We start from the raw sequence: 20,104 nt of genomic DNA, 5'->3' as shown, positions 1-20,104 counted from the left end.
CATCTTAATCCTACACAACATGGTTGACGCGTCAACTATTCCGCTACACTGAGGGCGTGACACGATGGCTCTCCGATGACGAACAGCGCGCCTGGCGCGCCTTCGTCTCCCTGCAGGCGAAGTTGAACGCGCAGCTCAACCGGGAGCTCCAGGCGGAGTCGGATCTCTCGCTGGCTGACTTCGAAGTACTGGTGCACCTCACTGACCGCGATGACGGGCGGGTGCGGGCCTTCGAGCTGGCCAAGGAGATGCAGTGGGAGAAGAGTCGGCTGTCGCATCACCTGGCGCGTATGAAACGTCGTGGCCTGATCGACCGCGTTGAGTGCGATGAGGACGCCCGCGGCTCCTACATCGAACTGACTCCCGAGGGCAGGCGCGCTATCGAACACGCGGCACCCGGGCACGTCGAGACCGTGCGCCGGTTGATCTTCGACCAGCTCACTCCGGAGCAGGTGCGGGCCCTCCGCGCGATCTCGGAGACGGTGCTCGCCCAGCTCGACTGATACCGCAACACGGAACTCGCGGCACCAGATCGGAGAACTCGCGGCACCGCAACGCGGGACTCGCGGTACCGGAACGGGGGACTCGCGATCCTGGACGGAGCCGTCCGGCTGTAAGCCCCGTCACAGGGACATGAGCAACGATGACGCGAGTCAGCCACCACCGCTTCCCAGGGCGGGCGAGCCAGTGGACGACTTCGTCAGCGGGCTCACGCCCCGGCTCCGCACCGTGCTGCGGCGCTGCAAGCTCGCCGACGCCGATGTCGAGGACGTCCTGCAGGAGGTGTGGCTGCGGTTCCTGGAGCACCGCGACACCATCCGGCACCCGGAACGCGCGGCGGGCTGGCTGCGCACCATCGCCATCCGCGAGGCGATGCGGGCGCTGCGCCACCACCGCACCGAGAGCCCGTCGGATGACGTCACCAACGGAATGACGCCGGACGCTGCCATGAGCCCAAGCGACGACATCTCCCTGCGCGACCGCGATCGGACGCTGTGGCGAGTCGTCGCCACCCTGCCCATCAGGGACCGGCTCATCGCGCACCTCATCGCACGGTCACCAGGGATGAGCTACGCCGATATCGCGACGAAACTCGGCGTCACCCCGGCCAGCGTCGGTCAGCTGCGGACGCGCTGCCTACGACGTCTGCGCAGGGCGCTGACACGCGCTGGCATCACAGCGCCATAACACCACCGCCGCCGAATCGAAGAACCTTACAGACGAACCGGACGTACGCAATGCGGCGCGATAGGGTGAAGCGCGTGTCTGACCTCGTCACCGGAGAAGCCGTTGAACTCGAACTGCAACACGCCCGGCTGGCGAGCAGAGGGCTGGCGTTCGCGATCGACGCCGTACTCCAGTTCCTCGCGCTCGTCGTGCTGTACGCGATCGTGTTCACCGGTGCCGACGTCGACACCTCCTTACTGCTGACGATCATCTTCGTGATCGCCGTGTTCGTCCTGGTGGGCTACCCCGTCACGTGCGAGTCACTGACTCGGGGCCGCACCCTGGGCAAGCTCGCCCTCGGCCTGCAGGTCGTGCGCGACGACGGCGGCCCCGTCCGATTCCGCCACGCGCTGGTGCGCGGGCTGGCCGGGTTCTTCGTCGATTTCTGGGCACTCGGCCTCGGCGGGTTCGTCGCGGTGGTCGTGTCGCTGTTCTCGAAGACCGGCAAACGGGTCGGTGACTACCTCGCGGGCACCGTCGTGATCAACGTGCGGTCGCCGCAACCGCACGTCGGCGAGATCGGAATGCCACCGCAGCTGGCCGAATGGGCGACGCAGCTGGACCTGTCCCGGGTCCCGGACGGGCTCGCGCTCGCCATCCGCCAATACCTGGGCCGGTTCCACACCCTCGCCCCCGAATCGCGCGCCATCCTCGGCTCGAGGCTGGTAGCCGAGGTCACCGACTGCACCGGCACGCCGTGCCCGCCAGGAGTTCCGCCGTGGGCGTATCTGTCCGCGGTCGTCGCGGAACGCCGCAGGCGGGAAGCCGCCAAGGTGGGTATGCCGACGGCGGCACCGGCGACTGGGGTCCAGCAACCACCCGCGCCGCCGCACCAACCTCCGCGACACGACGTGCAACCGTCGCAGCCCACCACGCCCGGCTCACCCGGTGACACACGGTTCACACCGCCGAGCTGAATAGACTCCAAACCGGACACAACACACCAACGACGACCAGGACTTCCCTATGAGCGATACCGGTTGGCACCAACCCGACCAGCCCAACGACCGCAACCAGCAGCAGCCACCCATGCCGCCCCCACCGAGCTGGCAGGCGCCGCAGAAGCCCGGCGTCATCGCGCTGCGCCCGCTGAGCTTGACCGAGATCATCGACGCCGCCGTGAAGACCATGCGCTCGTACCCGGGCGTCATGCTGGGCGTCGCCGCCATCGTCGCCACGATCACCGCGATCATCGAGCTCCCGTTCCAGGCGAGCATCGGTGACCCCACCTCCGATCTCGGGCCCAACCCGACTCCGACGGACGTCGCCGAGACGTTGGAGCCGCTCGCGCTCGGCACCGGTGTCGGAGGCATCCTCGGACTCGTGGCGGGCGCCTTCCTGACCGGCGTCCTGACCACGGTCGTCGGCAAAGCCGTGCTCGGCAGGCAGGCTCCCTTCTCGACGGTGTGGGCCGAGGTCAAACCACAGCTCGGCAGGCTGATCGGGCTCGCCCTGTTCTCCATCGTGCCCGCGCTGGGTCTCGTGCTCGTCGTCGTCGCCGTCGGACTGGTGCTGCCACCGCTGCTGCTCCTCGTCATTCCCGCCGCGATCGTCGTCGGCTTCTGGCTGTACGTGCTGTACTTCGGGCTCGCCGCTCCGGCACTGGTGCTGGAACGCTGCGGTGTGATCGAGTCGGTCAAGCGGTCCCGAGTGCTGGTGCAGCGGTCGTGGTGGCGAATCTTCGGCATCCTGCTGCTGACCGGGATCCTCGTCGTCGTGATCAGCGGGATCATCCAGATCCCGTTCGGCATCATTGGCGGCGGCGCCAGCGCTTTCGCGGGCGATCCCGGCGGGATCACGTTCTTCGGCCTCGTCATCGCCGCCATCGGAGCGATCATCGCGGCCACGATCACGCAGCCGTTCTTCGCGGCTGTCGTCGCGCTGCTCTACACCGATCAGCGGATGCGCCGCGAAGGCCTCGACATCGAGCTGGCACGCAACGCGGGTAACCCGCCGCCACAGTGAGCGTGACGCTGGGGCTCGCCGCGGTCCCGGTCGAACCCGGCAGGGACGAGGCGCGGGATGCGGCCAAGGATGAGCTGTCCGACCCGATCTACCGCGCGGCGGAACCGTCCTGGTTCGAGCGGCTGATCAGCTGGCTCAACGACCGGCTGAACGAGCTGTTCGAGGCCGCGTCCCAGCTCGGCCCTGGCGGCGTCACCGGCCTGCTCGTGGTGCTGGGAGTGCTGCTCATCGTGGCGGTGGCGATCCGGCTGCGCACCGGCAAGCTGGCGACGTCGCCGCACGCGAGGCACACCCCGCTCGGCGACGCGACGGTCCCCGCAAGCACGCACCGGGAGGAGGCGGCGGCGGCACTGGCGGCGGCCGACCTGCACGGCGCGGTGGTGGCGCGATTCCGCGCGCTGGCGCGGGAATTGGAGCAGCGAGGCGTGCTGGACGTCCAGACTGGACGCACCGCGGACGAACTCGCCGCACAGGCGGCGGACGCCCTCCCGGACTGCGCCGACGCCCTGCGCGCGGCGGCGCGGATCTTCGACGACGTCTACTACGGCGGCAAACCGGCCACGGCGGATGCCTACGGCGTGGTGGCGGAGACCGACGACGCGGTGCGTACCGGGCGACCCGCGTTGGCTGGGACCGCCTCATGACGGCCGCGACGACTCCGGTCAGCCCGGACACCCGCCGCATGTGGCTCGCCGCGCGCGGCCCGCTCGCGATCCTGCTGGTGATCATCGCGGCGGCGATCGTGCTCACCCTGGTACGCGGCCACAGCGAAGGCGGCAGACTCGATCCGCGCTCGGCCGACCCGAACGGTTCGCGCGCGCTGGCGCAGATGCTCGGCGATTACGGCGTGGACGTCAGACCGATGCACACCCTCGCCGCCACCAGCAGGGCGGCCCACGATGCGACCGTGCTCATCACCCATCCGAACACGCTCGATCCCGCCGACCTGAAACGTCTCAGCACGATCGCCGAGGGCCTTGTCGTCATCGCGCCGAACCAGACGCTCGCGCGCGCGGTGGACCCGGACATCGACGTCACCGGCCATACCGCCGATGCCACGCACGCGCCGGACTGCGCGCTGGCCGACGAAGCGGGCGACGCGACAACTGGTGGCATCGGCTACCGGACACCGAACGGCGAGCTGTGCTACCCCACGACGGCGGGCGCGGCACTGGTGCGATACGACCACGACGGCACGCCGGTGACACTGCTCGGCACCGCGACCCCGCTGACCAACGAGGCGTTGGCCGAGGAGGGCAACGCGGCGCTCACGATGCGGCTGCTCGGCGAGCGAGAGCGGCTGGTCTGGTACGTGCCGTCGCCGAACGACCCCGCGCTGCGAGACGGCACGTCATCGCTGCTGTCGCTGTTGCCGCGCGGCTGGCATTACGGCATCGCCACACTGGCCATCGCCGCCGTGCTGCTGGCGTTGTGGCGGGCGCGCCGCCTCGGGCCAGTGGTCACCGAGCCGCTGCCGGTCGTCGTGCACGCGGCGGAGACCACCGAAGGGCGCGCCCGGCTGTACCGGCGGGCAGGCGCGGCCGACCACGCGGCGGAGGCGTTGCGGGACGCGGCCCGGCATCGGATCGCCGCCAGTGCCGGACTCACCGCCGACGCGGGTCACGAAACCCGCGAGGCCATCGTCGCGGCGGGGTGCCGGAGTGGCAGGCCCGCCGACGAGGTGCACTGGCTGCTGTACGGTCCGGCACCATCCGACGACGCGGCCCTTGTGCGGCTCGCGGCAGAACTCGACCGGCTGGAGAACGAGGTACGACAGGCATGACCGAACCATCCAGAGTGGACGACACCCGTGCCGCGCTCGTGGCGCTGCGCACCGAGGTCGGCAAGGCGATCGTCGGCAACGACGCCGCGGTGACCGGGCTGATCGTCGCACTGCTGTGCCGGGGCCACGTGCTGCTCGAAGGCGTGCCAGGCGTGGCGAAGACGCTGCTGGTCCGCGCGCTGGCGAAAGCGCTCGACCTCGACTCCGGCCGGATCCAGTTCACGCCGGACTTGATGCCAGGTGACGTCACCGGCTCGCTGGTCTACGACGCGCGCAGCGCCGAGTTCTCCTTCAAGCAGGGCCCGGTGTTCACCAACCTGCTGCTTGCCGACGAGATCAACCGCACCCCACCGAAAACGCAGTCCTCGCTGCTCGAGGCGATGGAGGAGCGGCAGGTGTCGGTGGATGGCAAGCCGAAGCCGCTGCCGGACCCGTTCGTGGTGATCGCGACGCAGAACCCGGTCGAGTACGAGGGCACCTACCCGCTGCCGGAGGCGCAGCTGGACCGGTTCCTGCTCAAACTGACCATGCCGCTGCCCTCGCGTGACGACGAGATCGGCGTGCTGACGCGGCACGCGGCCGGATTCGACCCGCGTGACCTTGACGCGGCGGGTGTGCGGCCGGTCGCCACTGCGGAGCAGCTCGCGGCCGCCCGCTCCGCCGTCGCCAACGTCACGCTGGACCAGCACGTCATCAGCTACATCGTGGACCTCTGCCGCGCGACCCGCTCGGCGGGCGCGGTGCGGCTCGGGGTGTCGCCGCGCGGCGCGACGGCGTTGATGGCGGCGTCGCGAGCCTGGGCGTGGCTGTCCGGAAAGGACTACGTCACGCCGGACGACGTCAAGACCGTTTCGCGGCCCGCGCTGCGGCACCGCATCGAGCTGCGCCCCGAGGCGGAGCTCGAGGGCGCGACCTCGGATGGCGTGCTCGACCGGGTGCTGGCCGCCGTGCCCGTCCCCCGCTGACGATGGCGCTCACCGGAAGGACCCCGCTGCTCGCGGGCATCGGCGCCGTCATCGTCGGCCTCGCCGCGCCATCGGCTACCGGTATCGCGGTGGTCGTCGTGGTGCTGCTGCTCGGGGTCGTTGTCGACGTCGTGTTCGCGGGCAGCCCCCGTGCGTTGCGGTTCAGCCGCACCGGGGCGACGTCGGTGCGGCTCGGTGAGCAGGCCGACGTCACGCTGCACATCGAGAATCCGGGACGTCGAGTGCGAGGCGTACTCCGGGACGCATGGCAACCGAGCGCGGGCGCGGTGGCCGACCGGCATCGCGTCGACGTCGGCGCTCGTCAGCGCGGTCAGGTGACGACGACGTTGCGGCCGACGCGGCGAGGTGACCGGAAGGCGGTGCGGGTGACGGTGCGCTCGGTCGGCCCGCTCGGGTTGGCGGCGCGGCAGTGCTCGCACGATGTGCCGTGGACGGTGCGTTCACTGCCGCCGTTCGAGAGCCGCAAGCACCTGCCCTCGCGGCTGGCCAGGTTGCAACAGCTCGACGGCAGGCAGGCGGTGCTGATCAGGGGGCAGGGCACCGAGTTCGACTCGCTGCGGGAATACGTCGTCGGCGACGACGTCCGGTCCATCGACTGGCGGGCGTCGGCCCGCGCGGCCGACATGATGGTGCGGACCTGGCGGCCGGAGCGAGACCGCCGCATCCTGATCGTGCTGGACACCGGCAGGACGTCTGCCGGGCGGGTTGGTGACGTGCCAAGACTGGACGCGGCGATGGACGCGGCGTTGTTGCTGGCCACGCTCGCTTCGCATGCCGGGGACCGGGTGGACCTCGTCGCCTACGACCGGCGGGTGAAGGCCTCGGTGTCCGGCACGTCGTCGACGGACCTGCTGCCACCGCTGGTGAACGCGATGGCGCCGGTGGAGCCGGAGCTTGTCGAACTGGACGCGCGCGGCATGGTCGCTGAGGTCCTGCGCCGCGTGCGGCAGCGCAGCCTGGTTGTGCTGCTGACCGGACTGGACGCCGCGCCGATCGAGCACGGACTGCTGCCCGTGCTGTCGTCGCTGACCGCACGGCATGAACTGCTGGTGGCGGGGATCGCCGATCCTCGGGTAGCGGAGATGACGGCAGGCAGGGGCGACGCGCAAGCGGTGTACGAGGCGGCCGCCGCGGAGCGCACCACGGCCGAACGCCGTCACGCGACCGCGCTGCTGGCCCGGCACGGCGTGAGCGTCGTGGACGCGACCCCGGAGCACCTGCCACCCGCGCTGGCGGACCGATATTTGGCACTGAAGTCCGAGGGACGGTTGTAGCGCTCAGCCGAGGTCACTCATAGGCACCTCGACCGCGTACTCGGCAAGTTCATCTAGGTCCAGGTCTGGGCCCGAAGCGGCAAGGATCTCCGCGTCGCTCTCAGTAATCTGCTCGCTCATTCCGTGATGGTATGGCGCCTCGGAGCATTCGTGCCCAAGTTGATCAGCTTACCCTGCACTGTTACCAGCTAGATCCGGCAAAACGGACACGTTTTTGGTCACAGCACAGGGCAAGTTGATCCACATCCCGGCCCGCACGGTGCCAGCCAACTCCCGACCGGCGCGATCGACCCGTGCGCCTCAACCCGTTGCCGGGGCGCTCGCGCCCGCGTGGCTCGCCTCGATGTCGCCGGTCTCCCCTGCCTGCGCGGCGCGGCGGCCCAGCACGAAGACGTAGGCCAGGAACACCACCTCGGCGAGCACGCCGATGCCGATGCGCGCGGCGGTCGGCAGCCCCGACGGCGTCACGAACGCCTCGATCACGCCAGAGATCAGCAGCACGACGACGAGGCCGAGTGCGACCCCGACCACGGCGCGGCCCTCCTGCGCGAGCGCGGCCGATCTGCTGCGTCGGCCAGGGTCGATGACCGTCCAGCCGAGTTTGAGGCCGAGGCCCGCCGCGACGAACACGGCGGTCAACTCAAGCAAGCCGTGCGGCGTGATCAGCCCGAAGAAGATGTCGAGCCTGCCCACCGATGCCATCATGCCGCAGGCAACCGCGACGTTGACCGCGTTGGCCAGCAGCATCACGATGACCGGCAGTCCGAACAGCACCCCGAGCGTCAGCGCGCCCGCGCTGACCCAGACGTTGTTGGTCCAGACGTCGAAGGCGAACGATGCGGCAGGAGCCGAGGAGTAGTAGCTCTCGAACTGCCCGCCAGGCGCGGTGAGCTGCTCGATCTCCGACGGCGTGGCGAGCTGGCCGCGCACCCCGGTGTCCGTGGCGATCCACGCCGCGAGCGCACCGCTGACCAGCAGGAACGCTACGGCGACCGGGATCCACCACGCCCGCGCGCGGTAGATCGCGGCGGGGAACCGCCGGGAGAAGAACAGTCCGAACTCGCGCCAGCTCGGGTTGTGCGAACCGGCGACGGCGGCGCGGCCCTGCGCGACCAGCGTCGACAGCTTGCTGAGCAGCGCAGGGTCCGGCGCGGTGGAGCGCACGATCGACAGGTGCGTCGCGGCACGCTGGTACAGCGCCACCAGCTCGTCGGCCTCCGGCCCGCGTAGTTTCCGCGCATGCCGCACCAGGTACCGCAGCCGGTCCCATTCCGCGCGGTGTTGCGCGACGAACACGTCGATGTCCACGCCGTGACCCTATCGGCTCTGAACCGACGCTGTGTCCGACGTTCCCGACACCGTGTCCGACGTTCCCAACGCTGTGTCCGACGTTCCCAACGCCGTATTCGGCAGTGGCGCCATCACCGAGGGCAGGCCGCGTACACCGCGAGCTGCTGATCGGCACTCCGCGTGGAGTTGCCCGCGGCATCGGCCGCGACTACCCACCACACGATGTCCTCGCCACTCTCGGGCGGACCGATATCGGCGCGGTAGACGTCCGCCGACTCGTGGGCCATGGCAACGTCATGCACCGCACCCTCGCTGTGCTGCCAGAACAGCGTGACGTCGAGCGGCTCGGCGGGCTCGCTGGTGGTGGTCCCTGCTGGCTCGCTGGTGCCGCTGGTCGGCTCCCCGTCGTCGACGACGCGGGCGCGAGCCACCGTGGTCGTCGCGCAGCCGCTGCCACGCGGCCCGATCCCCTGCCGGTCGGTCCGCAGGTCGAACACCCTCGGCGAGGTGGTATCCCGGTCCGTCTCAGGGGTCGTGGCGGTGCCCGCGTCCGGCTCCGATGTCTCAGGCGACGTCGGTGGCGGCGTGGTCGTCGTTGATGTCGCGGTCACCGGGGAGGGTTCCTCGGGTGTGGTGGTGGTCGTCTCCGGTGTCACCTCCGTGGGCAACGTCGACGTCGTCTGCGGCCCCGCGATGGCACCCGCGGGGTCGCCGGGGGTAGCGGGCGGCGACTGCAGCGCGACGACCGCGCCGCCGATGAGCAGCAACGCGGCGAAGCCCGCAGCGAGCCCGAGCGCCCTGCTGCCACCTGGCGCGCGAGAACCCATCGAACGCTGCGCCGAGGCGAGCGCGATGTCGTCCAACGTCCGCTCCCGCAGGTCGTCCGGCGCCGGGATCATCGGCAGCGAGCCGAGCAGCGCGAGCGGGCTGACCATGCGTTCGCGCCGCCTGCCGCACGTCGTGCAGGCGTCGATGTGCCGGGCGACGCGCTTGCGGATCAACGGCGACAACGAACCGTCCCAGCCGCTGAGGAGCGCGTCCAGCTCGGGGCAGTCGCGCCTGCCGGTGCGGCCGACGAGCAACGCCGCGAGCGAGCGTTCCACGTGACCGCGCACCCTGCCGAGCAGCACGGTGGCGTGATGCGGGGTCACGTCGAGCGCGACGGCGAGGTCCTTGCCTTCCAGGCCGTGCCGTAGGTGCAGGTCGAGCACCGCCCTGTCCTTGGCCGCCAGCCCGAGCGAGGCGTCCGCGACGAGTTGCCGCAGCTCGGCGTCGGCGTACTCGTCGCGGTCGACGACCGGCGGCGTCATCGCGGCCACATCCTCGTCGGGACGTTCCCGGGAGCGCTTCCGGATCGCGGCGAGGCACTGGGTGCGGCAGATCGAGTACAGCCAGGGCCGCAGCCTGCTCGGGTCGCGAAGCTGGCCGATCTTGGACGCCGCCGTGACGAACGCGTCGTGCAGCGCGTCGGCCGCGTCGTGGCGGTCGCGCAGGATGGAGTGGCAGTAGTCGTGCAGCCGGTCGGCGTAGGTGTCGTAGATCTCGGTCCACGCACGCTGATCGCCGTCAACCGCACGTCGTGCCAGCTCGGCGTCCTCCATGGTATGAGGGTAGGGCGAAGTGCCCCACTTGTCCGCATTTTCCATGTCACGGGTGACGCTCCCGCCTGATCATGCGGGCGAGCGAGGTCGCGAGCCAGCCACCGCCGAGCAGCACGGCCGCGAGTCCAGCGCCGATGGCGACCCGCACGGCGCCGGTGTTGGCCGGCTGGCTGGCGGCCGGGGTGTCGGGGCTCGACGGCACGCTGGACGTCGTGGTGGCCGGGGTCGCGAAGGGCTGCGATGCGGGTTCCGACGTCGGTTCGGACGTCGGCGGCTGGGTCGGCGTCGGCGTCTCTGGTTCTGTCGGCGCGGCCTCCGTCGGCTCAGGCTCCGGGGACGCTGGCTCCTCGGGGTCAGCTGGCGGCTCGGCCGGCTCCTCCGGCTCACCCTCCGGCGCGGTGGGTTCCCAGCTGGGTGGCACGGTGTAGACCGGCTGGTAGGTGTGCGGCGTCGGGCTGACGGCGTCGTCGCCACCGGGCGCGGCGAACGCCATCCCGCTGAACGCGAAGACGAGGATGATGGCGGCGACGGCGAACATCGTCAGCCGGAACAGCGATCGGATCGAGATGGTCATGATGGGCTCCTTTGTTGGTGGGCTGTCACCTCCTAGGAGCACCGAGGGCGGGGCACGGTCACAGAAACCTGCCGCGGGAATGTGGAACACGGCGTCGGGAGTGAGGAACACGGCGTCGGCTACGGGGGACACGGCGTCGCGGAGACCACAGCACACCGGGAGTCGTCGCGCGTGGCAACCAGCGGCGTGATTGGGTGTCAGGCATGGAGCTCGTTCACACCGGCAAGGTCCGCGACGTCTACACCGACCGGGGCGACCTGGTACTGGTCGCGTCCGACCGGGTCTCGGTCTACGACGTCTCGCTGCCGACGCCGATCCCGGACAAGGGTGCGCTGCTCACCCAGCTGTCGGCGTGGTGGTTCGACCAGCTCGCCGACGTCGTGCCGAACCACGTGCTGTCCACGACCGACGTGCCCGACGAGTTCCGCGGCAGGGCGGTCCGGTGCAAGCGGCTGGACATGATCGGCGTGGAGTGCATCGTGCGCGGCTACCTCAGCGGCTCCGGCTTGAAGGACTACCAGCGCACCGGCGCGGTATCCGGTGTCAAGCTGCCGGACGGGCTGGTCGAGGCGGACAAGCTGCCCGAGCCGATCTTCACGCCAACCACGAAGGCGTCCGAGGGACACGACGAGCCCATCACGTTCGACGACGTCGTCGCGATGATCGGCAAGGACGACGCCGAACGGCTACGGGAGACGTCGATCGAGGTCTACCGCAGGGGCGCGGAGCACGCGGCGTCGCGCGGCATCATCATCGCCGACACCAAGTTCGAGTTCGGCTATGACGCAGACGGCACCATGACGCTGGCCGACGAGATCCTGACCTCGGACTCCTCCCGGTTCTGGCCCGCCGACGAGTGGCAGCCGGGGCGCACGCAGCACTCGTTCGACAAGCAGTTCGTGCGGGACTGGTCGACCAGCACCGGCTGGGACAAGACGCCGCCGGGGCCGGAGATCCCGGACGACATCGTGCGGGCGACGCGGCAGCGCTACATCGACGTCTACGAGCGCATCACGGGCAACACCTGGGAGCACTGAGCCTTAAATTACGAACCTGTAATTTAAAGGATTTCCGGGTTTGCTTACAAAGCCCCCGCGAGATGTAACGACTTCTTGCATACCCAGACGAGCTTTTAAAGTAAGTTGCGATATACTTTAAAAGTGCAGCTAGATGACTTTGTGGAGTCGCCCGCTGGCGACCTCGTGCCCATCAGCGGCAGTGACGCCCGGATGCGACGCACGTTCAGCCATTACGCCTTCGCCCCGAGGCCCCTCCCCGGAACCGTCGAGCTCACCGCCGCGACCTACAAGGTCATCAGCGGTGCTGACCGTGCGATCGGCGCACTCGAGGCCCGGGTGAAACGACTTCCCAATCCGGCCCTATTGGTTCGACCGTCACTGACGCGGGAAGCCGTCAGCACCTCGGCGCTGGAAGGAACGTTCGCTCCATACGCGGACGTTCTCGAAGCCGAGTACGCCGATGGCAGGGCGTCGTCGGCCGAAGTACGCGAGGTCCAGAACTACATCCGGGCCGCCTTTCGCGGACTCGAACTCATCGAAAGACTACCGATTTGCCTCAAGGTCATCGCCGAGTTGCAAGCAATCCTCGTGCACGGCACACGGGGAGACACATATGACGCCGGACGCCTTCGTGAACGCCTGGTGTGCATAGGGGACAGAGGCCGAGGGATCGAACAGTCACGCTTCGTCCCGCCTCCTCCGGGCCATCAGCTGGAGGAAGGCGTGAGCGACTGGGAAAAGTGGGTGAACAACGAGCAGGAAATGCCCACCCTGGTGAAGCTCGCACTAGCGCATTACCAGTTCGAGACGTTGCATCCATTCAGTGACGGCAACGGGCGAATCGGCCGACTGGTCATCACGCTACAACTCATCGAAGAGGGAGTCCTGGGATTTCCTGTCCTGAACTTGTCTCCTTGGCTTGAGCCTCGGCGCGACGACTACATCGACCACTTGCTCTCCGTAAGCAAGACGGGCAACTTCGACCCCTGGGTCAAGTTCTTTGGCGAGGCCGTCGCAGCTCGCGCCACCGCAGCGTCTGAAACGATCGACCGATTGATGGACTTCTCCGCAGAAGTGACAGACGCCCTGAAGACAACCGGTGCTCGCGGCATTGTTTTGGACCTGGCTGCAAACCTGATCGGCTACCCGGTTATGACGGTGCCGCAGGTGCAGCGAGACCTCGGCGTTTCCTACCCGACCGCGAACGGCGCTGTCACCAAGTTGGAAAAACTCGGGTATCTCACCGAACAGACGGGCGGCAACTACGGCCGTGTCTACCGCTGTGAACGAGTCTACGACCTCTTGTCGGAGAGTTAGCTGTCTCATCAAACAACAAATCGTCCTTCGCCTATTTATCCTCATGCATTGCTCTCGACTCGAAGTAGCAGCGGATTAGTGCAAGCTCAGCGGGATTCGGGCGCCGCAGGACGAACGATTCCGATGATGGGATATCCCGGTACGCCTACAGCGATCGCCTGTCCGCCGGAATGCGGTGAGGCCGCGAACCAGATCGTGCCGGTGTTCTCGATGTAGCCCACCACATCCGGCGACGCGTAGTGCAGGGTGAACGGATGCTCCATGCCGTCGAACTCAACCGCGACGGAGACATCACCGAACGCGAACTTCCCAGGACGGTAGGGAGACGTGAGTCGGATGGAATAACGCTGCCAGGGGCCAGCGGCGAGCAGCTTCGGCAACGTTACCGCGTCCCGACCCTTCTGCCACCGCGACAGCGCCCATATCAGCAGCACCAGCACACCGGCCGCGGCCGCGATCGCTACCGACATACTCGCCTCATCCGCAGCGGTCTGGTCGGACGCTCCACGGAGGAATCCGACCGAAACCGCGAGGGCGAGCAGTGCGGGCCAACAGAACCATCGACGAGTCTTGCGGCGCACCACCTTGGCCCAGCGAATCGCGACCTCGTCCTCGGATGCCGGAGCGGCCGGGTCGATGTCCGTTTGACGTGGCCGCACCTCGCGATAACCGTCGGCGTTCTTCGCCTTTCGCAGCGGAATCGGGGAATGGATTCCTGGCAGGCGTAGCGCCACCCTGCCCCGCGAGTCGGGCCCGACCAGCCACGCGCGTGGGTGACGCGCGAGAACCTGCGCGAACGGATCGAGCACGCCGCCCTTCAGGTAGAACAGGTTGGCCCCGTCACGGACCTCAACGCGACAGTCAGTCGCCCGCAAGGGCCGCGCGATCACCGGGCGCCACGTCTGCGCCGCCATGGCCTTGTCAACGGCGCGAAGTAACGTCAACTGGCGGAAGAACAGCAGCGCCAAGGCGAGCCCGATGAACAGCGTAATCGCCGCCAGTGTCTCCCGGCCGAAGAATGCCACGATGCCAGCGAGCGCACACATCCCCGCGCATCCGCCGACACCCCGCCATAAACCTCGATAGACAAATCTGATCACCACTCGCGTATGCGGGTCCTCCGCGCCAGGCCGGTCGGTGCGGGGCCCCGGAGCCTCCGGGATCGCCGCAACTACCGCGTCGTCCTCCACTACACCCCTCCAGAGTCAGTAGATGAGGATAATTGACGTCTTCTGCCCAATTGCGACGCATCGGTCCCACGGACGAGTAAGTACAGTCCGCCGTGCTTGGAATGCCGGATGAGGGGTCGATTCGAACTCCATACAGCTCAGCAGGGATGCACGGTGATGTGTCTATTCGCTACGACGTACACCGCCGGATGAACTTAGCCGGAATCTGCTGTGCGAGCCAGGTTGTCTCGTTTCCATGTAGAACTCGACACCATCGGCCGCCGCTGCAGCGGCGGCGACGCTGAGAAGGACGGGTGATGTGCTCTTGCGCTTGCCAACAGCCACAGCGGTCTCTTTGTCGACGGACAGGTGCACGTACTGACGGCGTATGGGCTGGAGCCCCTCGACGCGGATCGCCTCCCAGGTCTCGGGAGCAGTGCCGTGGTAAAGGACGTCAGGCGGTGTGGCAGGCTGCCGCTCGATCCGCCCAGGCAGCGAATGACCATACAAAGCGCGGATGCGGTCACCGACAAGTTCGAAACGCCGCTTGGCAGACGACTCGATCATGTCGGCCAACGCCTCGCCGTCCACCGCCTCCCACGCCCCACCCTTAGCACGCAGCGCATCCACCAACTGATCAACCGGAGCCCAACCCTCGCCATCGAGCTCCAGCTCATAAAGCCACGGCGCATGCCGCAACGCGTGCGACACGACCTTGCTCAGCTTCTCAGTACGTAAACGCAATCAGACCCTCCCCTATATGTCGGCGCCGGTCGTTGACCTTAGCGAACTCCGGCGCTTCCCATTCGCCAGCTGCCAAGCACCCACAACGGAGTTAGGTGCGGAGCAATGCGTCACGCACTGACACGTGCTCGCCAACTCGTACGATCAGCTTGCCGCTAAGACCCTCGGAGTAAGACCAAACTAGAAACTGGACGCCTCCATACTCATCGCGGGCCGAAACCTTTGACACGGTCTCGCGCTTAAGCACAAGCCTTTCATCGCCATTCTCAAGCCATCGGATACTGGCGGATCCGGCAATCTCACCCAACGTAAGCGTGGCACTGCTATCGACATCACAGCCGTCAAGCGTAGCCCGTCATCGGTAACGTGCCAGGTCGAAACATCTCCTCCACAACTTTCAGTTCGTTAATCGGTCGAATCGATCACCGGTAGCGGGTCGGGGGAAAAAATCGGTCGAGGCGACGGGAAATCCACGAAAAAGTCACGTCCGCATTCTCCCGACAGTGCCGCAACTAGAAACTCGCTCATCGAGCCTTCAAATGAAAACCACTCATCGTCCCCCGCGTCATTCAGAACTACCGTCCACCTCTCAGGATCGGCGTCGCTCTTCACCCAATAACACTCTTCTCTTGTCTCGGTTCCACCCCAGACCAGAAGTTCCTCAGCGCCAGCCTCAATCGAATACGGAATTTGATCCGCACCTATAACCCTGAGAGTTTCTAATGCATTTCGATTACGCCACCCTATATCCAAAGCCTCGGTCGGATACATTGGCTGATATACCCAAATAAAGTCGTCGAAAACACCAGCACCATACCGCTCGACCAGGCGCTTGTAGTCCGACGGCAACGGCGAATCCAACTGAGATTCCACCGCCGCCCAATCGATACTCCTATCGTCTTTGTACGAATACGGTGGCACAAGAGAAATCAATCGATCAAGCGCACTCATCTCGAACCCTTCCTGTTACGATGGCGTATTCTCTACAGGAATCGTAAACGCTAGACCCTTCGTTCCCCTCGCAGTGATCATGATCTTATATGGTATCGGATCACCATTTCGATATATCGGCGTCGAGGTGTAGTACACATCCTGCGTTTCCAACGCGTTAGCAACTTCATTTTCCCCGACTCTCATGCGACCTCGGTTGGGACTTTGATAGACGGTGACAAAGTTCTCTGGCATTTCGCCAGTACCTCCAAGCTTCTTCGCAAGGAGATGTCCCTTGTCATGTTTTTGCGCTCTGCCTCCATATCCTGGCGGCTTGATCCATTCACGCACTTTCTGCCCCTGGCCGATGTCGCTTGAGGTCAAGCATGCCCTGACCCCGGTCCGGTTTCCGTTCTTGAGGACATCTCCGTAGTCTTTCCATCCCTTTCCGCAACCTTGCTTGCGGAACTTCTTGGGGGTTGTGCCAGGGGGCACCGGCGCAGGGGCGGCAGATGTATCAGGCCCCCGCTCAGGTGTGTACCGCTCATCCTGTTGATTATCACCGCCTCCAACGGTGCCCAGGTCGATGTCGTTGCCGGGGTCGTTGGCGGCTTTCCAAAGGCTCTTAGCGGCCTCACGGACGGTCGTATTGAGATCGGGGCGTGGCGCCTTGGTGTTGGCGCGTTCGTTGACCTCCTGACTCCAATACTGCTGGCGCAGTTGTTCGGGGGTAGCGGTCACGGTAGCCACACCACCGGCGCCGGTGCCCAGAGTGGCCACACAGGCGTATCCACACTGTGGCAGGTAGTTGCCGGGTCCACTTCCAGAACCGGGCGAACCACCAGAACTGGAAATAGCATCGACGGCCGCTGCTGTACCTGCGGCGGTGGCCATGGACCGCCACAGCCACGCCTTCGCCGCGTCGTAATCGCTCAGGTCCGGCCTCGGAGGAGCAGCCACCGCCGTGCCCGCGACAGTGGTTGTTGTGATGTTGTCCCACGCATCAGCCACCCCGTCGGCCACGTCGCCAGCCACCGACGACAGGCTAGCCTCGAGATCAGATGCCGCCTCCCGACCAGCCGGGCTGGACTCGAAGCGTATGCAGTCCACGCCGCAGCCCCGACAGCGGCGATCCCGATGACGGCGGCCGTTCCGGTAACCACCAGATTCCCGCCAGGCCCAGAGATCCCCGACGACATCGTGCAGGCGACCCGGCAGCGCTACATCGACGTCTACGAGCGGATCACGGGCAAGACCTGGGAGCGCTGAGCCGCACTACCGCTGCCACTACGTGCAGGGCCGAATGAACCTGGCCGGAATCTGCAGCGCGAGCCAGGTTGCCTCGTTACCGACGTAGAACTCGATGCCGTCGGCCGCCGCCTCGGATGCGGCAACGCTGAGAAGGACGGGCGACGTGCTCTTGCGCTTGCCAACGGCCACAGCCGTCGCCGTGTCGACAGACAAATGCACGTACTGACGACGTATGGGCTGGAGCCCCTCGCCGCGGATCGCCTCCCACGTCCCGGGAGCAGTGCCGTGATAAAAAACCTCCGGAGGCTTAGCCACCTGCCGCTCAACCCGCCCGGGCAGCGAATGGCCATACAAAGCGCGGATGCGATCACCGACAAGTTCGAAACGCCGCTTGGCAGACGACTCGATCATGACGGCCAGCGCCTCGCCGTCCACCGCCTCCCACGCCCCCCTTAGCACGCAACGCATCCAACAACTGATCAACCGGAGCCCACCCCTCGGCATCAAGCTCCAGCTCATACAACCACGGCGCATGACGCAACGCGTACGACACCACCTTGCTCAACTTCTCAGCACGCATGCAGATCCCTACAAAATATCGGCGTCAGACGTTGAGAGTAGCGAATTCCGAACACTGTTCCCATTCTGGCGAGGCATAGTCGCGCACGATCACCACGCACCCGCGACTTCGCTCTAATTCCCGGCACGCGACATCGTCGTTATCCTGGCGGCGCGTGACGGGAATCATTTTGCAGTCCGCGATAGCGACCCGCCAACTGACCTCTCTCTAGGATCAACCAGAATGCTAGATCAGTGAGCCCCAGTTCGACGACCCGAACCAACTCGCTCGGATATGAAAACTTCGTGAACACCTGGCGCGCATAAAAGACTAGAGACCGAGGGGTCGAACAGCGCTTCGTTCCACCTTGAACCCTTTTGCGCTACACGCAGACATCTCTATCGGAATCGAATTTTTCCCAGACCGGAGTAAACCATCCATTACGCAACTCAGTTATCCACTCAAGAGAAACAAGCCCCCTGCAAGCGTCAATAATTTCTTCAGGACTGGAGACGCTTCAGAACCAATACTTTCAGAGTAGCGTTTAACCCTCCAGCAATCGAATATCTCGACACCCTTCTCATCAACTGAATAATCGAAGTCGACATCAATTAAGGCGCCACTTTCGTCGATAAACCAGCAGCCGATTCCATGCATATTGTAATCTATCCGACCGCCTACTGAACCAGATTTATCCAGAGCTTTGGAGTGATACATCCACCTCATCGACGGGACGCTCCCATGGAGACCGGGAATCTCCTCGAAGACGACCGAACGTACATGGTATAATGCACGCAAAAATTCTTTCACTTCCCCGGCAGGGTCGAGGATCATCGATAACCTGACCCCTTTCGATACGGATTATGAATTCTGTTCGGCCCAACCTCCGCCCACATGCGTACAACTTCCGTCATTCCGTCCCGGTAAAGTTCATCGAATCGTTCTTGAGACACGACATTGTACGGCAGACCATCAACATTGTATAGATTTTTCTATCATCAGCAACGAGAATGGAACCGCCCGGCCTTGGTCGGGGAGCTATTCAGTGCTCGCTCGCTTCTGCATCCTCTTTCGGCGGAGCCAGAAGAGCGCCGGGACCAACCACAGCAGTCCGGCAAGGGTGCGCAGCAGGCCCCCGCCCGTAGCCGCGAACGGCGTCACATTCACCAGACCGGCGCGGTCCGTGCCGTTCGGTAGTCCGGCGTCGGTGAAGGCCGTCGTCGAATGGATCTCCCGGTAGTCCGCACCCGCCGCCATCACCAGCCCAATCACGATTACCACTGCTGGAGGCGCCCACACCCGACGCCGACGGGCCTTGTCTCGCCGCACTAATCGCGGATCGTCATCCCGGACCTCCTCGCCTGCCGCAGAGCAGGGCCCGTCTTGCCCTCCATACAGGAGAGATCCCAGCCTTAGTCAGATGACGTGTACCGTGTTGCAATCGATTCACCGTCAGGCTTCGAGCCTTCACGCTGATGCTGCGTGAAAGCGCGATGTTAGTCCGACATATGGTAGGGGAATTCTCTGATGTATGCTTCATCTTTAAGAACTTTAGTAACTATTCCTCGTCCTACTATTGAAACTGGCCCTTCAGTTATTGTTACTTCGGCACCCACTTCAAGATAGGAGTATGCGAGTCGCCGATCCGGAAAGTCGACCTTGTACAAGCATCGGTTGCCAAAGTTCGAATCCAACAGTTCTAGGATCACACCCATCGGTTCAGACTCTTTCCCGCCCGTAAACCTACATCCAGCAGTGAACACTCGGGCGCTCGGAGGCGTGAACCCCCTTCCATCCTCATAGGTCTTTCGCCATTCGACTCTCATATGTGCTATAGCGGGTTCGACACTATCCTTCATGGCCAAACTCGTATTCCGTCCATAGTCTGGTTTATTAATTCGAGCTGCGGCGGCTCTGCCCACACCGCTGGACCTATTCCATCCCATCGCTCATGGTATAGCAGCGTGTCGAATGTAGATCTTGGAATCCTAGTTTCAACAGTTATCCCGTTCCCCTTATTGAGCCGACGTCCCCACTCTTCGGCATCAGGTCCCGTAAGAGCGAACCACTTACCCACCATCATGCCTGGAGCAATATTGAAACGCTGCGTTGCAGCGATGTCATTGAACTCTACTTCATCGACGTTTCGGAAGATTTGGACTTGATCCTCGTCTCTATCGTCACGCGTCGGTGCCGGCGCAGCAATTTCTGTAGGTACCTCATCAGGCTGATAGGGCTGGTCTTCGCTGCCGTCGTCTCCGACGACGCCGAGGTGGATGTCGTTGACGACGTCGTTGGCCTTCTCCCAGAGGTCCTTGGCGGCCTCGCGGATGGTAATGCTGAGGTCGGGACGCTCAGCCTTGGTGGTGGCGCGATCATCGATGATCCGAGTCCAGTTGATCACGTTCTCAGTGG

The 20,104-nt window shown here is 65.5% G+C and carries 22 protein-coding genes and 1 pseudogene; 11 read left to right on the top strand and 12 right to left on the bottom strand.

From position 1 onward, the window contains the following. Positions 1–56 precede the first annotated feature (56 nt). The 8 genes from AMYHA_RS06890 to AMYHA_RS28165 all read left to right on the top strand — a co-directional run bounded on the left by AMYHA_RS06890 (position 57) and on the right by AMYHA_RS28165 (position 7,235). Positions 57–503, top strand: coding sequence for a MarR family winged helix-turn-helix transcriptional regulator (locus AMYHA_RS06890; protein ID WP_034269151.1), 447 nt, complete (start codon positions 57–59; stop codon positions 501–503). Between the two features lie 130 nt (positions 504–633). Next, positions 634–1,188, top strand: coding sequence for an RNA polymerase sigma factor (locus tag AMYHA_RS06885; protein ID WP_034269148.1), 555 nt, complete (start codon positions 634–636; stop codon positions 1,186–1,188). Positions 1,189–1,262: 74 nt separating this feature from the next. Next, the gene (locus AMYHA_RS06880; RefSeq protein ID WP_330759435.1) at positions 1,263–2,144 is read left to right on the top strand and encodes an RDD family protein; all 882 of its coding nucleotides are present in this window, start codon (positions 1,263–1,265) and stop codon (positions 2,142–2,144) included. 49 nt (positions 2,145–2,193) lie between these two features. Next, complete coding sequence (locus tag AMYHA_RS06875) at positions 2,194–3,192, top strand: hypothetical protein (RefSeq protein ID WP_034269144.1); 999 nt, start codon at positions 2,194–2,196, stop codon at positions 3,190–3,192. Further along, positions 3,189–3,836 (top strand): DUF4129 domain-containing protein, encoded by a 648-nt coding sequence (locus AMYHA_RS06870; protein ID WP_231104642.1) that lies wholly within the window; start codon positions 3,189–3,191, stop codon positions 3,834–3,836. The genes AMYHA_RS06875 and AMYHA_RS06870 overlap by 4 nt, the downstream gene beginning before the upstream one ends. After that, the gene (locus AMYHA_RS06865) at positions 3,833–4,975 is read left to right on the top strand and encodes a DUF4350 domain-containing protein (RefSeq protein WP_034269141.1); all 1,143 of its coding nucleotides are present in this window, start codon (positions 3,833–3,835) and stop codon (positions 4,973–4,975) included. Before AMYHA_RS06870 ends, AMYHA_RS06865 begins: the two co-directional genes overlap by 4 nt. Continuing rightward, on the top strand, positions 4,972–5,940 hold the full coding sequence (locus AMYHA_RS06860) for an AAA family ATPase (RefSeq protein WP_034269138.1): 969 nt from the start codon (positions 4,972–4,974) through the stop codon (positions 5,938–5,940). The genes AMYHA_RS06865 and AMYHA_RS06860 overlap by 4 nt, the downstream gene beginning before the upstream one ends. A gap of 2 nt (positions 5,941–5,942) precedes the next feature. Next, positions 5,943–7,235 (top strand): DUF58 domain-containing protein, encoded by a 1,293-nt coding sequence (locus AMYHA_RS28165; RefSeq protein WP_034269135.1) that lies wholly within the window; start codon positions 5,943–5,945, stop codon positions 7,233–7,235. A gap of 300 nt (positions 7,236–7,535) precedes the next feature. On the opposite strand, the gene AMYHA_RS06850 is transcribed toward AMYHA_RS28165, so the two are convergent. From AMYHA_RS06850 to AMYHA_RS06840, 3 genes are all read right to left on the bottom strand, one after another. After that, complete coding sequence (locus AMYHA_RS06850) at positions 7,536–8,543, bottom strand: stage II sporulation protein M (RefSeq protein WP_034269133.1); 1,008 nt, start codon at positions 8,541–8,543, stop codon at positions 7,536–7,538. 113 nt (positions 8,544–8,656) lie between these two features. Continuing rightward, complete coding sequence (locus tag AMYHA_RS25575) at positions 8,657–10,126, bottom strand: sigma-70 family RNA polymerase sigma factor (protein ID WP_051399612.1); 1,470 nt, start codon at positions 10,124–10,126, stop codon at positions 8,657–8,659. Positions 10,127–10,172: 46 nt separating this feature from the next. Next, the gene (locus AMYHA_RS06840; protein WP_051399611.1) at positions 10,173–10,700 is read right to left on the bottom strand and encodes a hypothetical protein; all 528 of its coding nucleotides are present in this window, start codon (positions 10,698–10,700) and stop codon (positions 10,173–10,175) included. 203 nt (positions 10,701–10,903) lie between these two features. Between AMYHA_RS06840 and AMYHA_RS06835 the strand changes: the two genes are divergently transcribed. Together AMYHA_RS06835 and AMYHA_RS06830 are read left to right on the top strand one after the other, a co-directional pair. Continuing rightward, positions 10,904–11,737: a phosphoribosylaminoimidazolesuccinocarboxamide synthase gene (locus AMYHA_RS06835; RefSeq protein WP_034269131.1), complete on the top strand. Its 834-nt coding sequence runs from the start codon at positions 10,904–10,906 to the stop codon at positions 11,735–11,737. 123 nt (positions 11,738–11,860) lie between these two features. Further along, complete coding sequence (locus tag AMYHA_RS06830) at positions 11,861–13,036, top strand: Fic family protein (protein ID WP_034269128.1); 1,176 nt, start codon at positions 11,861–11,863, stop codon at positions 13,034–13,036. Between the two features lie 86 nt (positions 13,037–13,122). On the opposite strand, the gene AMYHA_RS06825 is transcribed toward AMYHA_RS06830, so the two are convergent. The 4 genes from AMYHA_RS06825 to AMYHA_RS26290 form a co-directional block, all read right to left on the bottom strand. Further along, positions 13,123–14,061: a hypothetical protein gene (locus tag AMYHA_RS06825; RefSeq protein WP_157361880.1), complete on the bottom strand. Its 939-nt coding sequence runs from the start codon at positions 14,059–14,061 to the stop codon at positions 13,123–13,125. Between the two features lie 327 nt (positions 14,062–14,388). After that, the gene (locus tag AMYHA_RS06820) at positions 14,389–14,916 is read right to left on the bottom strand and encodes an RNA 2'-phosphotransferase (protein ID WP_196776851.1); all 528 of its coding nucleotides are present in this window, start codon (positions 14,914–14,916) and stop codon (positions 14,389–14,391) included. A gap of 438 nt (positions 14,917–15,354) precedes the next feature. Then, positions 15,355–15,900, bottom strand: coding sequence for an SMI1/KNR4 family protein (locus tag AMYHA_RS26870; protein ID WP_157361877.1), 546 nt, complete (start codon positions 15,898–15,900; stop codon positions 15,355–15,357). A gap of 15 nt (positions 15,901–15,915) precedes the next feature. Continuing rightward, positions 15,916–16,914: a DNA/RNA non-specific endonuclease gene (locus tag AMYHA_RS26290; RefSeq protein ID WP_157361875.1), complete on the bottom strand. Its 999-nt coding sequence runs from the start codon at positions 16,912–16,914 to the stop codon at positions 15,916–15,918. Positions 16,915–17,049: 135 nt separating this feature from the next. Here AMYHA_RS26290 and AMYHA_RS26865 point away from each other — a divergent pair. Then, positions 17,050–17,148 (top strand): annotated as a pseudogene (locus AMYHA_RS26865) (phosphoribosylaminoimidazolesuccinocarboxamide synthase); the annotation flags it as partial. 18 nt (positions 17,149–17,166) lie between these two features. On the opposite strand, the gene AMYHA_RS06815 reads toward AMYHA_RS26865, so the two are convergent. The 5 genes from AMYHA_RS06815 to AMYHA_RS26855 all read right to left on the bottom strand — a co-directional run bounded on the left by AMYHA_RS06815 (position 17,167) and on the right by AMYHA_RS26855 (position 20,093). Further along, positions 17,167–17,565, bottom strand: coding sequence for an RNA 2'-phosphotransferase (locus AMYHA_RS06815; RefSeq protein ID WP_269189733.1), 399 nt, complete (start codon positions 17,563–17,565; stop codon positions 17,167–17,169). Next, positions 17,498–17,710, bottom strand: a complete 213-nt coding sequence (locus AMYHA_RS28355; RefSeq protein WP_196776849.1) for an RNA 2'-phosphotransferase — start codon at positions 17,708–17,710, stop codon at positions 17,498–17,500. Before AMYHA_RS28355 ends, AMYHA_RS06815 begins: the two co-directional genes overlap by 68 nt. A gap of 432 nt (positions 17,711–18,142) precedes the next feature. Continuing rightward, positions 18,143–18,523: a DUF6896 domain-containing protein gene (locus AMYHA_RS26860; RefSeq protein WP_157361873.1), complete on the bottom strand. Its 381-nt coding sequence runs from the start codon at positions 18,521–18,523 to the stop codon at positions 18,143–18,145. Between the two features lie 204 nt (positions 18,524–18,727). After that, entirely contained in the window at positions 18,728–18,961 is a 234-nt protein-coding gene (locus tag AMYHA_RS06810) for a hypothetical protein (protein ID WP_157361871.1), read from the bottom strand. Positions 18,962–19,544: 583 nt separating this feature from the next. Continuing rightward, positions 19,545–20,093, bottom strand: a complete 549-nt coding sequence (locus AMYHA_RS26855) for a hypothetical protein (protein ID WP_157361869.1) — start codon at positions 20,091–20,093, stop codon at positions 19,545–19,547. Between the last annotated feature and the right edge of the window lie 11 nt (positions 20,094–20,104).

This window comes from Haloechinothrix halophila YIM 93223 (assembly GCF_000504245.1).
GTDB classification, from domain to species: Bacteria; Actinomycetota; Actinomycetes; order Mycobacteriales; family Pseudonocardiaceae; genus Haloechinothrix_A; species Haloechinothrix_A halophila.
The sequence above is the reverse complement of the archived record's forward strand: the minus strand, read 5'-3'. Positions and strand labels throughout refer to the sequence as shown.